Source organism: Arenibacter algicola, from assembly GCF_000733925.1.
Lineage (GTDB): Bacteria > Bacteroidota > Bacteroidia > Flavobacteriales > Flavobacteriaceae > Arenibacter > Arenibacter algicola.
The window spans coordinates 2078146-2094797 of record NZ_JPOO01000001.1; the positions used below are offsets into that span (position 1 = coordinate 2078146).

General features: G+C 41.0%; 13 protein-coding genes. 2 read left to right on the forward strand and 11 right to left on the reverse strand.

Going from position 1 to position 16652, the window contains the following annotated elements:
- Positions 1–184: 184 nt before the first annotated feature.
- The 9 genes from U735_RS0108885 to U735_RS0108925 all read right to left on the reverse strand — a co-directional run bounded on the left by U735_RS0108885 (position 185) and on the right by U735_RS0108925 (position 12879).
- The gene (locus U735_RS0108885) at positions 185–1882 is read right to left on the reverse strand and encodes a sodium:solute symporter family protein (protein ID WP_031443488.1); all 1698 of its coding nucleotides are present in this window, start codon (positions 1880–1882) and stop codon (positions 185–187) included.
- Between the two features lie 105 nt (positions 1883–1987).
- Positions 1988–2248, reverse strand: a complete 261-nt coding sequence (locus U735_RS0108890) for a DUF4212 domain-containing protein (RefSeq protein ID WP_031443489.1) — start codon at positions 2246–2248, stop codon at positions 1988–1990.
- 78 nt (positions 2249–2326) lie between these two features.
- Positions 2327–3403 carry an anhydro-N-acetylmuramic acid kinase gene (locus U735_RS0108895; protein ID WP_031443490.1) on the reverse strand — a complete coding sequence of 359 codons (1077 nt, stop codon included), beginning with the start codon at positions 3401–3403 and terminating at the stop codon, positions 2327–2329.
- Between the two features lie 44 nt (positions 3404–3447).
- Positions 3448–4110, reverse strand: a complete 663-nt coding sequence (locus tag U735_RS0108900) for a class I SAM-dependent methyltransferase (protein ID WP_031443491.1) — start codon at positions 4108–4110, stop codon at positions 3448–3450.
- Positions 4111–4115: 5 nt separating this feature from the next.
- Entirely contained in the window at positions 4116–5681 is a 1566-nt protein-coding gene (locus U735_RS0108905) for a glycoside hydrolase family 3 protein (RefSeq protein ID WP_232233206.1), read from the reverse strand.
- Entirely contained in the window at positions 5671–6945 is a 1275-nt protein-coding gene (locus tag U735_RS0108910; protein WP_031443493.1) for an MFS transporter, read from the reverse strand. The genes U735_RS0108905 and U735_RS0108910 overlap by 11 nt, the downstream gene beginning before the upstream one ends.
- A 72-nt stretch (positions 6946–7017) precedes the next feature.
- Positions 7018–8529 (reverse strand): glycoside hydrolase family 10 protein, encoded by a 1512-nt coding sequence (locus U735_RS0108915; RefSeq protein WP_031443494.1) that lies wholly within the window; start codon positions 8527–8529, stop codon positions 7018–7020.
- A 79-nt stretch (positions 8530–8608) separates the two neighbouring features.
- Positions 8609–9952 carry a RagB/SusD family nutrient uptake outer membrane protein gene (locus U735_RS0108920; protein WP_031443495.1) on the reverse strand — a complete coding sequence of 448 codons (1344 nt, stop codon included), beginning with the start codon at positions 9950–9952 and terminating at the stop codon, positions 8609–8611.
- Positions 9953–9969: 17 nt separating this feature from the next.
- On the reverse strand, positions 9970–12879 hold the full coding sequence (locus tag U735_RS0108925; RefSeq protein WP_069858969.1) for a SusC/RagA family TonB-linked outer membrane protein: 2910 nt from the start codon (positions 12877–12879) through the stop codon (positions 9970–9972).
- A 258-nt stretch (positions 12880–13137) separates the two neighbouring features.
- On the opposite strand from U735_RS0108925, the gene U735_RS0108930 reads away from it, so the two are divergent.
- Positions 13138–13887 carry a DeoR/GlpR family DNA-binding transcription regulator gene (locus U735_RS0108930; protein ID WP_031443497.1) on the forward strand — a complete coding sequence of 250 codons (750 nt, stop codon included), beginning with the start codon at positions 13138–13140 and terminating at the stop codon, positions 13885–13887.
- 294 nt (positions 13888–14181) lie between these two features.
- Entirely contained in the window at positions 14182–14997 is an 816-nt protein-coding gene (locus tag U735_RS0108935; RefSeq protein ID WP_031443498.1) for an N-acetylmuramic acid 6-phosphate etherase, read from the forward strand.
- Position 14998: 1 nt separating this feature from the next.
- On the opposite strand, the gene U735_RS0108940 is transcribed toward U735_RS0108935, so the two are convergent.
- Both U735_RS0108940 and U735_RS0108945 read right to left on the reverse strand, forming a co-directional pair.
- Complete coding sequence (locus tag U735_RS0108940) at positions 14999–15403, reverse strand: c-type cytochrome (protein ID WP_031443499.1); 405 nt, start codon at positions 15401–15403, stop codon at positions 14999–15001.
- A 45-nt stretch (positions 15404–15448) separates the two neighbouring features.
- Positions 15449–16570, reverse strand: coding sequence for a PQQ-dependent sugar dehydrogenase (locus U735_RS0108945; RefSeq protein WP_031443500.1), 1122 nt, complete (start codon positions 16568–16570; stop codon positions 15449–15451).
- Positions 16571–16652 lie beyond the last annotated feature (82 nt).

A 16652-nucleotide genomic window follows, 5' to 3' on the forward strand; every position in this document is an offset into this window, starting at 1 on the left:
ATCATCCATAAAAGGAAGGTTTCCTAATATGAATTTAATGTTGAAATGCCAATTTTATGAGAATGTGTTAAAACCTTGGCAAGGAGATAAGAGGTTTGTTCCATTCCCTGTTCAAAGTAGACAATTACTTCTAATTGATCTGCATTTTATTTAAACCATCAACATTTTGGTCCAGCTACTTGGATTAGTGGTCCACAGCCTCTCCTGCACCACTGGGAATCCTAATGTTCTCTACTATTTCCTGCACGTTTTCCGGGGGTTCGGGTGTAAACCTATTAATGACCAGTGCAACAATAAAATTGACGATCATGGCTACGGTTCCAAAGCCTTCCGGGGATATGCCAAACCACCACTCCGACTTATCGGGAATTTCGCCCAACCAGCCCAATTTAAATTTGGCCATATAGAACAGCATTAGACTTATCCCAACTACCATACCTCCAATGGCGCCTTCCTTGTTCATTTTTTTGTAAAAAATGCCCAGGACAATGGCAGGGAAAAAGGAGGCTGCCGCCAGTCCAAAGGCAAGGGCAACTACGGCCGCCACAAATCCAGGGGGGTTAATTCCAAAATACCCTGCAATAACCACAGCAACTGTTGCTGCACCCCTCGCCGCCCATAGCTCACCTTTTTCAGAGATATTGGGTTTAAATACTTTTTTGATCAGGTCATGGGAAACTGAGGCCGAGATAACCAATAACAATCCTGCTGCAGTACTGAGGGCAGCAGCCAAACCTCCAGCGGCCACCAAGGCAATTACCCAGGCCGGCAGGTTGGCAATTTCTGGATTGGCCAGCACCATAATATCGTTGTCTACGGTTAATTCGTTCTTATCCTTGTCGGCCACATATTGAATAATTCCATCCTTATTTTTGTCGTCGAAGGTCAATAATCCTGTTTCCTCCCAGTTTTTAAACCAAACGGGCATAAGGCTGTATTTTTCGTTGCTTACGGTATCTATCAAATTTATTTTCGCGAAAACCGAAACCGCGGGAGCCGTAGTGTAAAGGATGGCGATAAGCAACAATGCAAGTCCGGCCGATTTGCGCGCATCTTTGACCCTTTTTACGGTAAAGAACCTTACTATTACGTGGGGTAATCCTGCCGTACCTACCATAAGGGCCAAGGTAATGGCAAAGACATCGATGACCGATTTTGTACCGTCGGTATATTCGGCAAAGCCCAATTCTGTGGATAGCCCGTTTAACCGATCCATTAAAAAGGTTCCCGAACCATCATTAAGGGTAGAACCCATTCCCAGTTGTGGGATAGGGTTGCCTGTCATTTGAAAGGAAATAAAAATGGCAGGGACCATAAAGGCGAATATTAGCACACAATATTGGGCCACCTGTGTATAGGTAATTCCTTTCATGCCTCCCAGGACAGCATAAAAGAGTACAATGACCATTCCAATGATCACCCCAGTATTGATGTCTACCTGTAAAAACCTAGAGAAGACCACACCAACACCCCGCATTTGTCCGGCCACATAGGTAAAGGAAACAATCAATGCGCAGAACACGGCCACCATACGGGCGGTATTGGAATAATAGCGGTCCCCTATAAAATCTGGAACCGTAAATTTTCCAAATTTTCGCAAATAGGGGGCAAGGAGTAGGGCCAGGAGCACATAGCCTCCCGTCCAGCCCATTAGGTAAACCGAGCCATCATAACCTGCAAAGGCAATAATTCCGGCCATGGAGATAAAGGAAGCTGCCGACATCCAGTCGGCCGCAGTGGCCATTCCGTTTGCCAAGGGGGAAACCCCACCACCGGCTACATAAAATTCCTTGGTTGATCCTGCTCTGGACCAAATGGCTATTCCTATATACAGGGCAAAGGTGACTCCTACAAGGAGGTACGTCCAGACTTGAACACTCATATTTTAAGTTTTTTGGTTGATATTTTGGATTGTGTTTTTGACCAATTGGGTGGTAAGCCCAAAGGATTTCGGTATTTATAAGCCGTTTTGGAAAATTCAAAGAGGCTATTCGTTGTAACCATACTTTTTGTCCAACTTGTTCATAAGGCGTACATAAACGAATATTAGGATCACAAAAACGTAGATAGACCCTTGTTGGGCAAACCAAAATCCCAATTTAAATCCACCAATTTTTATAGTGTTCAGGGTATCCTTAAATAATATTCCGGCCCCGAAGGAAACGGCAAACCATATGGCTAAAAGAATAAATAAATAACGGACATTTTCTTTCCAATAGGCGGTTGCTTTTTTTTGTTTCTCGCTCATTATAGTTTTGGTTTTGTAAAGAGGTAATATTTATGTAACCAAGATAAGGTTTTGATTTAATATACCAAACGATATGTTTTAGGCCGGTATATAAATAACACCGCCAAAGGAATCCCTTTTGGCCCCCGTAACGGAACTGAGGCAATTAATTTTGTGTTCTTCCCGCAAGACTCCCATAAGTGCAAATACCAGGGCCTCTTTAAATTCGATCAAGGTTTTAGAGGGGGCAACAACTTTAGTTTCCTCCCCAAGTTTCTCCTGTAAACAATCCATAAGGAAGGTGTTTAGAGCCCCACCCCCGGTAACAAATAAGCTCTTATTTGTTTTATTCCCATGCCCCTTTACTTGAATGGCTATTTGTTCGCATATATGGTGAACAGCCGTATGCAGTAAATTTTCAATACTGTCCTTGGTAGCTTCAACAATGGGAACTACTTTTTCCACAAACCATTCGAATCCAATGGACTTTGGAAAGGGTAATTTATAGAATTGAAGGTCGTTGAGTTGGTCCAGCATGTCTTGGTTAATATCTCCTGTCTTTGCCAAGGAACCCCCCTTGTCATAATCGAGGTCTATTTTTTTGGTAATATGATTGAGGATCATATTGGCCAGGCCTATGTCATAGGCCAATCTTTTGCCATCTTGTTCGAAGGAAATATTGCTAATTCCGCCAAGATTTAGACAGTAATCGTACTCACCAAAAAAAAGCTGATCCCCTATAGGTACCAAGGGAGCACCTTGTCCGCCCAAAGCCACGTCGTTGGTCCTGAAATCGCAAATTACTTTTGTGGCGCTCTCATTGGCCAAATGCTGTCCAGAACCTATTTGGAAGGTGAGTCCGTTTTGTGGTTGATGATGAGTAGTATGGCCATGGCTGGCGATAAAGTCGACTTCCAGGGTATGGGCTTCAATAAAATCCTTGGCTTGCAGCCCTAGCCAGCTGCCATAGGAATTATGGAATTGTAGCAATTGGTCTGCGGGAAGGTAAATGGAGTTTTTAAGTTTTGTCTGCATTTCTTCGCTATAGGAAATACTTTGCGTTTGTTTAATCTCGAAATCCCAACCCGTGGGGGTTTCCCATATGTGGCAGTAAGCCAGGTCCAATCCGTCCAAGGAGGTTCCTGACATTAGCCCGATGACTTTATATGTTTTCATTTTTAACTATTGATGTTGTTATGATTAATAAGGTTGGCCTGGATCTATTCTGACAATATAAAAATTATCGAAATGGGTTTATGGTCATCGTTGGTCACTTCCTGTAATTGGTGTAATTGAAGTCCGGCTTTTTTAAATGCGGACATCCATGATTCGAAGGTACGGGCATACCAAGAATGGCCATCGGAGAAATTACCCGGAAGGCCTTTCCAGGAATCGTTGATCCATTGGCTCTTGTACTCCAAATTATTTTGCAATAAGAAGTAGGGGTGAAGGGTCTGTATGGCGATATACCCATTTTCGGATAGCGATTTTTTTACTTGCTTTAGAAGTTGGCTCAGCCCTTCCCTTTGATAAAGACAAAAGTTGAATACAGCCGCATCGAAAGGGGATTCAGGGATGGGTTTTCCCAATATAATATCTTCGTAGGACATTTGATAATAGGTGCCATCGCCTTTGATTTTAGCATTTTCCAATAATTCGGGAATGGCATCCAGGCCCACCACAAATTTACCCATGGTGCCAAGACTTCTAGTGAGCCATCCCTCCCCGCAGCCAACATCCACAATTTTGATGGCAGGAGAATTGCCAATGAGATCCAATATGGCCTTATTGGTGAATTTTCTGGATTCGATATCGGCATTGTCGATTACCTTGATCCATTCAAGGGCATTTTTATTCCAGGATTTGATAATGTCGTTCTCCATTGTCTTTAAGACTCTTTTAGATTAATGGTAATAGGTAATGTCCCTTTTGCATTAATTTCGGCAGTGAAATGGGCCAGGGCATTATCTTGAAACTCTATGAAATTTTGATATCCCAATACCACTGCTTTGGCGGTCTTATACTCAATGAGGTTAAGTACATAAGGGTTTCCAAACACATATAACATAACCTTCTTTGTTTTTAACAAGTGCTGCAGCTGCTCCAATTCCTCAGTTTTAAGTTCAAAATTATTCTGCGGCTTAACTTTTGGAGGATATAGGGCTATTAAAACATTATCCTCATTTTTTGGTCCCTTAGCAGCAATCTTGGAGGCGGCTTCCAAAAACGTTTTATTTGTCGGTTCCCCTAAGGAGAGGCAATTAAAGCCTTCTCTTTTAAAGTCGCTAATAATCCTATCGCTCCCTGTCAATAAAGTAAGGCTTTCCTCGGCCAGCTGTTTGTTTAAAGAGGACTGTTCCTCTTTGATTGTGTTTGGTAGGGTATAGGTGGCAAAGGCTTGTTCCTTTAATTTCCATACCCGTTTAAAACGTTCTTCTATTTCGCCTGGGTCTGCATTTCCCATTATTTTTTGAATGCCTTCCTCAGTATTCTCTGCAAAACAAAGGATATCATTTCCGGCATCAAAGGCACGCCATTCAAGTTCCCCTTTTTCCGGAAACATTTTACTAACGCTATGCATGTTCAAGGCGTCTGATATAACCACGCCATTAAAATTGAGTTCCTGACGAAGAAGGCCTGTAATAATGGTTTTGGAAATAGTGGCCGGAGTACCCTTACCATTATCCAAAGAGGGTACGGATAAATGACCCACCATAACGCTATCCACTCCATTTTTTATCGTTTCCCTAAAGGGATAAAGTTCGTTCTCGATTAGGGCTTCCTTGGATTTTGTGATAATCGGCAAGCCAAGATGTGAATCCGTAGCCGTATCTCCGTGTCCTGGAAAATGTTTGATGCAGCTTAAAACGCCAACACTCTGTGTTCCCTTTATAAAAGCTTTGGCTTTTTTGGTGACATTCAATTTATCTTCTCCAAATGACCTGTAGCCAATTACGGGATTGTTGGGATTGTTATTGATGTCCACTACGGGTGCAAGATTCCAATGAATTCCTGCCTCTCTGCAGTCCATGGCTATTTGCCTTCCCACCTTAAAAATTAAATCCTCCTTGTTCTGTATGGCCCCCAAGGTGATGGCATAGGGATATTGCGGTGTGTTTTCTATCCGCATGGCCAAGCCCCATTCGGCATCAATGCTGATAAGCAACGGAAATTTTGCCGCATTTTGGTATCGACGGATAAGGTTATTAAGAGTGGTTAGGCTTTGTTCATTGTAAACAATTTTCTTTTTTCCTTCAAAATTGGTTGCGGCACTTGCCCTACTGTGAAAGAAACAGAGGCCACCTACATGGTATTTGCCAATGAGTTTTTCCAATCCTTGTATTTCTTCTTCGGTATCATTTATAAAGGCCGCGGGCATAAACAATTGGCCAACTTTCTCGTTCAGGGCAAGCTGGGTAGCGGCGGTGTTAGAGGGTGCAATTTTAAACATCATCGGTATTGGTTTTTTTACCGTAATCGGCAGGATATTTAATAAATTTTAAAAGGAAGAACGCGGGAAGGGCAGCTATGACCACCCAGACAAAAAAGCCTCCATATCCGAGCCATTCCTGTATATAGCCACTTGCCATTCCGGGCAGCATCATTCCCAAGGCCATAAATCCGGTGGCTATGGCATAATGTGAAGTTTTGGAAATTCCCTCGGCAACATAGATCAAGAAGATCAGAAAGGCGGCAAAGCCAAAGCCATAACCAAACTGTTCCAAAACCACTGTTGCCACAACTGCCACTATGCTAGTTGTTTTTGTCAAAGCCAAAAAGGCGTACATGGCATTGGGCAGATTAAGGGACAAGACCATTGGCAGCATCCATTTTTTTAATCCGTCCTTGGAAATCAGGATGCCACCAAGTATGCCTCCCAACGATAACATAATTACTCCAACTGTTCCGTAAATGGTTCCTACCGCCTCGGTGGAATATTCCAATCCGCCCGCTGAGGTTTTGTCCAACAAAAAGGGTGCGGCCATTTTTACCAATTGGGATTCCCCGAGGCGATAACTTAAAATAAAGGCCAGGGCGATTCCAATATTTGGCTTCTTAAAGAAGGAAATAAATACGTCCAAAAATCCCTCAGGTCTTACTTGAACAATGGCTTCGGATGTTTCATATTTTGGAGTCACAAAAAAGTTGGCAATGGTCAATGCCAACATTAAAATGGCAGCGGCGATCATGGTGACAGACCATGCTTTTGTGTTGTCCCCATAATAGTTTTCCAGAAATCCTGCGAGGATAACAATGAGTCCTTGACCGGTGATCATGGCCAGGCGATAGAAGGTACTTCGCATGCCCACAAAGAAGGCCTGTTTTTTTTCTGTCAGGCCCAACATGTAATATCCATCCGATGCAATATCGTTGGTTGCGGAAGCAAAAGCTGCCATCCAAAAACAGGCCAAAGTGGTGGTAAAAAATATGGATGTCGGCACGGTTAAACCCACTCCCAGGATGGCAAGGGAAATAATTAGCTGCATGCTCAAAAACCATTTTCGTTTGGTGCCATTGAGATCCACAAACGGACTCCAAAGGGGTTTTAATACCCACGGAAGGTATAACCAGCTCGTGTACAAACCAATATCTGAATTACTGATACCCAGTTTTTTATACATTATTACCGAAACTGTAACTACAAGTACGTATGGAATGCCTTGTGTAAAGTATAAAACAGGAACCCACGCCCATGCCCACTTGTCTTTTTGAATCATTTTACCTGCTTTTTATGTTCTAAAATTAATTTTTATTTTCTTGTTCATGAAGATATCAAATCTTCTTTGACTTTAATTTAGACTGATGATTTTGGGTCTACTTTCCTGACCAAAATTATTTATAAATGTTAAGGCCAAAAGTTTTCGTCCCTTGAATCCCGAACGGTCAAAACTAAAATTACCGGACTCCGGTAAAGGAATTTTAGCGACTAATTTATCTGAATTTTCCAGGTTTAATTTTGATTCTTTTTTGGCTACATATACCAAAGCATATCTTAAATTTTGTCTTTCTGTTGATGGAATACTGAAATGTAAAAGACCATCTTTTTCCTGAAATTGTGTTTCAATACTTTCACTCTGAAATGCATTTTTTTGTAAAGGCGAAGTAGGGGGCAAAGCAATATTTTGGTAGTATTTTTTCTTCAATATTTTTAGCACATCCTCTTTGTTTGACATTAAGGATTTGGCACTAAAAAACACATTACCGATTACATTGTTAGTTTCTCTGGCGAAGCTTAATTGGTTAGGAAGTTCTTTTTTCCTATCCCACGCCTTGTCACTGTTGTTTCTAATTTTGTAGGGTCCGTTGCCAATATATAGGTTGGTATTAATACTGTTTTTGGACCACCAGTCCACTATCTTTTTGTGGGATGCTACGGGTAGATCCATGCTCCAATATACTTGGGGTGCCAAATAGTCTATCCAACCCATTTTCATCCATAACAACGGATCGGCGTATAGGTCCTCATAGGTGGTCTGCCCGGCTTTGGTGTCCGATCCAAGAGGATCGGTGCTGTTGTTTTTCCATACTCCGAACGGACTTATACCGAACTGTACCCAAGGTTTTTTAATTTTTATGGTGTTGTGTACCTTCTTGACCAAACTATCTATATTGCTTCTTCTCCAATCTTCCAAGGATTGCCGTGGTTGGGCGTATTTGGAATAGGCATCTGTATCCTCAAAGGTTTCATTGGTTATCTTATAGGGATAGAAGTAATCGTCAAAATGAACTGCATCTACATCGTAATTGGTCACGACTTCTCCCATGATATTTGTTAAATGCTGTTGTACTTCCGGTAATCCGGGATTGTAATAGTATTTTTTTCCGTATTTCAGCATCCAATCCGGGTGAAGGTTGTAATCATGGTTTTTGCTTAGGATTTCCAATTTTTCATCAAAGGTGGCCCTGTAGGGGTTAAGCCATGCGTGGAACTCCATTCCCCTGGCATGTACTTCCTGTATCATCCATTGTAATGGATCGTAATAAGGTTCTGGAGCTACTCCTTCATTGCCGGTCAAAAATCTTGACCAAGGTGCGTATTGGGATGGATAAAAAGCATCCCCGGCTGCCCTAATTTGAACAATTACGGCATTAAAATTTAAGTCATTATAAAAATCAAGGATTTTCAGATAGTCCTGTTTCTGTTTTTCAATATCATCGAGGCCGCTTTTTGGCCAGTCTATATTAACCACGGTGGCTATCCATACCCCTCTAAATTCATGCTTGGGTGTTGGTATGGAAGGTTTGAATACCGAGCAGGAGGTTAGCGCTAATGTTAGTAAAACAGCAATTCTTTTGAGCATATGTAATTGAGTGTTGAAATAAAAGGCCTAGCATTTAAACATAAATGTAGGCCTTTTGTAATCTAAAACAATAATTCCTTTAAATTGATGGGTCGGCCGGAGTATTGCTATTGTTATCCCTCTCAGTGTTTGGATAAGGATAAAAGTTTCTATTCCTTTCATCTGTAAATACCTTGGCACTTGTGCTGGGCTCAGGTCGTTCAAACCTTCTGCTGTCCTCCAAACTGGTTCCGGTCAAGAACAGTTCCAATCTACGGTTAAGGTATACCTCGTCCAATAAGGCGTCAACGGACGTGTCCCCTGCATAAGCAGAAATATTGGCGTTTACCCCAAAGACATCATCATTATCCGTCCTAACATTGTTTATGGCCGTTACGGCAGCGGTTATATCGGCTGAAGTTTTCCTAAGATTTGCTTCGGCCATAATCAGGTTCATTTCGTCCGGTAGATAAACAGGAATGGATTCAGTACCGCTTTCCTCATCAAAGAATCCTGCAAGGTCCTCTATGGGTAGTTGATTTATGTTCAGTTCATCCAAAGGAACCAAATAAAAATCAACGCGACCATCAGCAGGGTCTATAGAAAAAGAATCTGGTAAGCCAAAGCTATCCCTAGGTTTAAAATTGGGAACACCGTTTTGAAAAACCCTGCTCCAGACCGGATTCAAATTTTGTGAATCATAGGTGAATACGGAGGTAGAAGATTCGTCTACCGAGCCCGCTGCCGAAATTGCGGCGTCATAATTCCCTGCAAATAAGTTGTATCTAGCCGACATTGCCTGAAGGGTATTTTCCAAATCTATATTTCCTCTCAGGATCTCTGAGCTGAACTCTTCGGATATTGGGTTGGCCGCAATTAGGTTTTGAGCCTCATTGAGTAGGGCCACTGCAGTATTGTAAGCTTCTGTCCTAGATACGAATGCGGCATCCCCATCTTGGCTGATGGCTACAATTACCTGTTCGTAGTTCTGTGCCATACTTCCTATTGCCATTGCCTTAAATAAATTGGCGTAGGCAACCAGACCACTTTTGGTGCCGTCATTAATGTTCAGATCAGGTGCGTTTTTTGCAATATCTTCAGAAATGGACATTACTCGAAGCATAGTGGACCACAGTCCGACAATATTGGAAGTGGAATTTGGAATGTCCCCACCGTCCTCAAGATCTATCATATTCTGAAAGGTAGTGGTAATACCTGCCTCTCTGGTGGTTACGGCTGGTGTTTCTACTATCCATCTCAAGCCTGTGGTGGAATACAATTGTTGCATTCCTATGGTTGCTGCCAAAATCCCTTCCCTAGAAGAAAAAACCTGGGCGTCCGTAGCGGCATTGGGATTATCAAAATCGGTTTCGCAAGATGATACCGCCAAAACGGTCATCAATAGTGCAATAGCCTTTATATTAAAATTTAGATATTTTTTCATCGTTGTTATTTTTAAGTTTAGAAACTAACATTTACTCCAAATTGATAGGTCTTTGGGATTGGAACTGTAGCAAAATCAAATCCTCTTACCCCATTGCTTTGACCTGCGGCACTTACTTCTGGATCCCATCCGGAATAATTGTCCCATGAAACCAAGTTTCTACCTACCAAACTCAATGCTATGTTGTCTATAAAATCCCATTTAGGGTTGAAGTTATAGCTAAGGCTTACTTCCCTTAACTTAACAAAAGATCCATCTTCCACAAACTCTTCAAAGATATTGGCCTGTGCTCCTCCATAACCTTTGGGAAGGTTCCCCAACAATTCTTGACCAACATTGTATCCACCGCCAAACAATACATTGTCCAGCAATCTACGGTTCCAGTTAAATACTTCGTAACCCTGAACAGCATCCAACTGTACTCTTAATGAAAAATTCTTATATGAGACTTCATTGATCAGAGATCCAAACCAATCTGGGTTTGGGTCGCCCAATACCTTGGATGATTCACCATCCTCGGTAGTTCCTCTGTATGGATAGCCATCGGCGTCCAAGGCGATGCTACCATCTTCGTTTCTAGCATAGAATTGTCTGTAAAAAACACCTAAAGGTTCACCTTCTATTACATAATTGGTAGAGAAGCTTCCATCAAGTGTTAGTCGGCCACCGCCGGCAACATTGGTAACCTCATTCTTGTTTTTGGAGAAAGAGGCGGTTACGTCCCAAGAAAAGTTTTCATTTTTGATGGGTGCGGCCCTAAGTAGTATCTCTACACCTTTATTCTCCAAGTTTCCTACGTTTTCGAATCTAGAACTAAAACCTGTTGATGGAGCCAATACCCTTGGCAGTAATAGATCTGTTACCTTTTGATGGTAATATGAGAATTCCAAGCCTAATCTGTTATTAAGAAAACCGGCATCAAAACCTAATTCAATTTCATCCTGTCTTTCTGGTTTCAGGTTTTCATTTCCTTGAGCCGTAGAGGGTATAAGGCTTACCGCACCACCAATGGCAGAAGGAGTATATACTGAAAATCTGTCAAAGGCACCCAATGCTGTAAGGTTACCGGCCTGACCCCATGAGGTCCTTAATTTGAAAGAGTTAAAAGTGTCTGAAAAGGCATCTTTCCAGAAATCCTCATCGGATAGAACATAGGAGGCACTGGCTTTAAAATAAAGTTGATTGCGTTCATCCTTACCAAAAGTTGAAGCTCCGTCCATTCTTACTGCTCCGTTTATATATAGTTTGTCCATGAAGGAAAAGGATTGTTGAAGAAAAGCTCCCCAATATGAAATTTGGGATCTAGTTTCGCCTTGCTCCAACAAACTACCTCCTGTGGCTGTTTGAACAACAGGTGGAAGTCCGGTTGCACTGATGCCTACTCTATCTCTCTCTTCATATTGCCAAGAACCTCCAGCCGTAGTAATAGAGTTTATACTATCTGATATATCCGTTCTATAGGTTACATTAAGGTCGCTATTGTATTGAAAACTGTTCAAATCAGATCTTCTAGCAAATCCATCAGGAAGTGTAGAGGTATTGTTAATTGGAATAAAAGCAAAGGCAGATTGGTTGTAATAATCCATGCCCAAGGTATATTTTGCGGAAAGGTGCTCATTAAATTTTCCATCTAAGGCAATACTGGAGATGAAACGATTGGTTTTTTGTCCAAAATCAAATCGGTCTACCGCTTCCAATGGGTTGGTTCTGGCCACTAGGGGAGAAGTTACGGGATAAACTCCTGAAGCATCAGGGGTCGGATCTATGGAATTGTCGCTGAACAAGAATCCTGTAATGGATCCATAGGCAGAATTGATCCCACCATTGGGAACGTCGTTACTTATACTTCTTACATAGTTGAAACCTCCTGTAATATCCAACCAATCAAATGCCTTCTGGGTAATGTTGGCTTTAAATCCGTAACGTTTAAAGTCGGTATTCTTTACGATTCCCTCATTATCCAAATGTGAGGCTGAAAGAAAATAGGAGGTTTTCTCATTTCCTCCATTTACAGAAAAGTAATTCTCCAAGCCGAAACCGGTGTCGAATATAACATCTTGTAAATCATAGCGTTCTACCGCAACCGTAGCCAAATTGTTTCTGTCAGTGGCTACTTCCCAAGCTAGGGGAACCGTATTGTAGTCGATCTTTTTTCTTAGCTCGTTTAGCTTGGTATTCGTCATAAAGGTAAACTTGGGTTCACCACTCTTTCCCTTTTTGGTAAAAATTTGAACTACCCCGTTGCTGGCCCTTGATCCGTAGATCGCCGCTGCAGCTGCACCCTTGATTATTTCTATTTTTTCAATATCATTGGGGTTTAGGTCGGCCAACCTGTTCTGGGAGTTACCTCCCAAATCTATAAGCTCGTTACTGGAGTTACTTATAATAATCCCATCCACAATATATAATGGGTCGGAACTACCGGCAATGGTGCTAGGGCCTCTAAGTCTTATACTGATACCACCCGCAGGATCTCCGGAATTTTGTTGTACCAAGGCACCAGAAACTTTTCCAGCAATGGCCTGGTCTACCTGGGTTGCGCCATTATTGGTCAAATCTTCTGATTTTACAGAGGATATGGCGTTTCCTAGGGATCTTTTATTGGCTCCTGTCCCTGTCCCGGTAACCACTACTTCGTCCAGGCTTAGAAGGTCTTCTGCCAGAACAATATCCTGAGTGATATCTCCGCCCGAGGCACTGAAGGATATTTTTTGAGTGCTAAATCCAAGATAGCTAGCGGTGAGAACATAATCCCCGTTTTCAAGAGCAGCCTTAAAGCTGTAGTTTCCATCGAAATCCGAAACGGCACCGAAAGATGTATTTGCAATAAATACAGAAGCCCCGGCTATGGGTATCCCAGAACCACTTTCAGTAATGTTTCCACTGATTGTAATTGGGGATTGTTGCCCAAATACGTTTGTACTCATTACCAGAAGTAGCCATAGGAATAAATGGCTTGGTAACTTTCCTCTAATTGTTTGAAATTTTTTCATCGGCTTTTAGAGTTAATTTTTAGTAAATTGAATTAGAAATAGAATATTTAACATTCTCAAAAATATGCAAAAAACTGCAACTATTGCAATAATTTGCAATATATTGCATTAATTATTAAAATTATTAGCTGTATACGGTTTGTTTGCTGTTTTTTGCTAATATTGACTATATTCTGTTAATATGACAATTTTATGTTAAAAGCTGAGAGACAACAAGTAATCTTAAACGAGGTTAGAATCCATAATAGGGTTTTGTTTACGGATATTGCCGAACTTTTGAGTGTTTCGGTAGATACCATTCGCCGTGATATCAAGGAGCTAAGCGCTGCCAAAAAATTAAAGAAGGTACATGGTGGGGCCATATCATTAGGATTTAACAATTACAATGTTGAAAATCACGACATATATGCTCTTGAGAGTAAGTCAAGTATTGCCAGAAAGGCAATAACCTTGATCAAGAGTGGACAAGTTATACTCTTAAGTGGTGGAACTACCAATATTGAAATTGCCCGAATGATTCCACCCAATTTGAAAATTACCTGTTTTACACCCAGTTTGCCTGTTGCTGTTCAATTAATGGCCAAATCGGATGTGGAAGTAATATTGGTTGGTGGAAAATTATCCAAGGATTCCCAAATTGCTATTGGCGGTTGCGCTATAAACATGTTGAATGATATTAAGGTAGATATCTGCTTTTTGGGTATCAACTCCATCGACGTAAAAAATGGAGTAACCGACTTTGATTGGGATATTGTTCAAATAAAAAAAGCTATGATAAATGCCTCCAGAAAAATTGTGGCGCCATCAATTTCCGAGAAGTTAAATTCTACACAACGGTTTAAGATATGTGATTTGGACAGTATTGATGTTTTAATTACAGAACTGGAACCTGAGGATGATAAGTTAATGGATTTTAGGGAAGTTAAAGTAAAATTGCTTTAATGACATTTACTTATTAATATGGTTTATATTTTTCAATTGTCTTTGCTTTTTTTAATATCCACTTTTGGTTTTGTCCAATGTAAAAACTAAATTTTCCTAAGTTTGTCATATTATAAAAGTATACTATGATTTGTGAAACAGAATTTAGTCCAATTATTAGAATATTTCCATTGGAATAACAAAAGTACAGTCTTGATTTTTCAAATTGCCAAATTAACCAGTCTTATTAAGTTGAAACACTTAAGTTAAACCAAAATTTAATCCTATATAAATTTAATACCAACCAAAAAAAATATGCAAGATTATAAAAAGATAACCGAATTGCCATCAAAATATAATGATCTGGAATTGATGGATACTGCAACAATCCTTAGAAATATGAACAAGGAGGATCAATTGATTGCTGATGCGGTAGCAATGGTTATACCGGAAGTGACCAAATTGGTAGATGCCATGAAAGAAAGATTCGATAAAGGGGGCAGGCTATTTTATATAGGAGCAGGAACCAGCGGCCGATTGGGTATTTTGGATGCCTCGGAAATTCCACCCACTTTTGGGTTGTCGCACGATCATGTAATTGGATTGATCGCCGGGGGGGATGTAGCGATTAGAAAGGCTGTTGAAAATGCCGAGGATGATACCGTTCAGGCTTGGAAGGATTTGGAAGCTTTTGATATTACAAAGAACGATACGGTGGTAGGAATAGCGGCATCGGGTACTACTCCATACGTCATTGGAGGGGTAAAGGAGGCTGCCGCCCATGGATTGTTGACTGCTTGTATCACCAATAATCCAGGTTCTCCCTTGACGCAGGCTGTAGAGATTCCCATCGCAGTAAATGTGGGACCTGAATTTCTTACCGGAAGTACGCGGATGAAAAGTGGAACATCACAAAAACTAGTGCTCAATATGATTTCCACTGCCTTAATGATCAGGATAGGGAGGGTAAAGGGCAATAAAATGGTAAATATGCAGCTTACCAATGAAAAGTTGGTAGATCGTGGAACCCGATATTTGGTAGAGGAATTAAAAATTGATTATGCCGAGGCAGAAAAATTATTAAAGAAATACGGGTCCGTAAAGAATGCCATGGACGCCAGTAGGGGCTAAGCTATTTATTGACACTCATAGAAACCTCTTCGGGGGTTACTATGCTGTCGCTTTTATTGCCCCAGGAGTTTAGGATATAGTTCATTACATCCGCAATTTCCTCATCTTCCAATCCCATTGGAGGCATAATATTGTTATAGGCTACCCCGTTCACCAATATATAGCCTTGTTGGCCGTATTTTACGCCCCTTATGCTTTCCTCTCTTTTGTTCAATAAAAAATCTGACTTGGCCAATGGAGGGAATGTTTTTTCAACACCCTCTCCATTCGCCATATGGCAGTTTATACAGAAGTCTGAATAAATATCCGCACCTCTACTGATACTTTCTTCCAATTCCTTGTCCTGGAACAAAAAAAAGGTCAATAATGAAATGCAGGAAATATAGCTTAAAAGCAGAAGCTTCATATATTACTTTTTAAGATTATGATACGTTATTCAATTTAAGGGCTATTATTTCTTTGGTACCAATTTATAGATTCCCTTGCCTTCCACGGCCACATATATAAAACCGTCAGCTGCCTGTCTTACATCGCGTACACGTCCCATTTCGGGCATTAGTTTTTCTCTGTAAACAACTTTGTTGCCCTTTAGCTCCAATCTTTCCAAATATTGAAATTTTAAGGAACCTATTAATAAATTACCCTTCCATTCCGGGTATTTGTCTGAAGTTACAAAGGCCATTCCACTTGGTGCAATGGAGGGTACCCAGTAATGAATTGGTTGCTCCATGCCTTCCATTTCAGTCTTATCCGTAATGGGGGTGCCGCTATAGTTGATGCCATAAGTAATTACCGGCCATCCGTAATTCTTGCCCTTTTCAATAATATTGATTTCGTCGCCACCCTGTGGCCCGTGTTCGTTATCCCAGATTTCACCGGTCATAGGGTTTTTTACCAGACCTTGGGGATTTCTATGTCCATAGCTATATATGGCTGTTTTTGCCCCTTCGGTATTTACAAAAGGATTGTCTGAAGGAATACTCCCGTCCGCGTTTAAACGATATATTTTTCCGCCATCCCTGGTGATATCCTGAGGATTAACGTCCCGGTCCCCGCGGTCTCCAATGGAAAAGTATAAATACCCATCATTATCAAAAGCCATTCGGGATCCAAAGTGGTTGCCACTTGTGGTATTTGGTGTAGCCTTGTACAGTAACTGGGTGTCGGTAAGGCTGTTGTTGTTCAACTTTGCCCTTATAATGGCGGTATTTCCACCCTTATCATCACCTTCTTCAGAGGCATAGGATATATAGACCCATCCATTATTGGCGTAATCGGGATGTAGAACAACATCTAACAGCCCTCCTTGACCTCTAACATATACGGCTGGAACATTGTCCACTATATTTTTTTTACCATCCTTGAAATGGATCAATTGACCTGTCTTTTCCGTAATAAGCATACTGCCATCGGGAAGAAAGGTAAATCCCCAGGGTATTTGTAGTTCATCGATTATTAGCTCTGCGGTGAACGGAGGATTGTCTGTGCTATTAACTTCATTTTCAGTTTGTTGTGCGCATGATAAATTCAAAGACATCAAGGCGATAAATATAATTGAGATACTATTTTTCATAATTCAACGTTAAATAATTAATAATGTAGCTTAGAACGCTAAAGATAAATATAAAATATAAGCAAAACTATTACATCGAAAA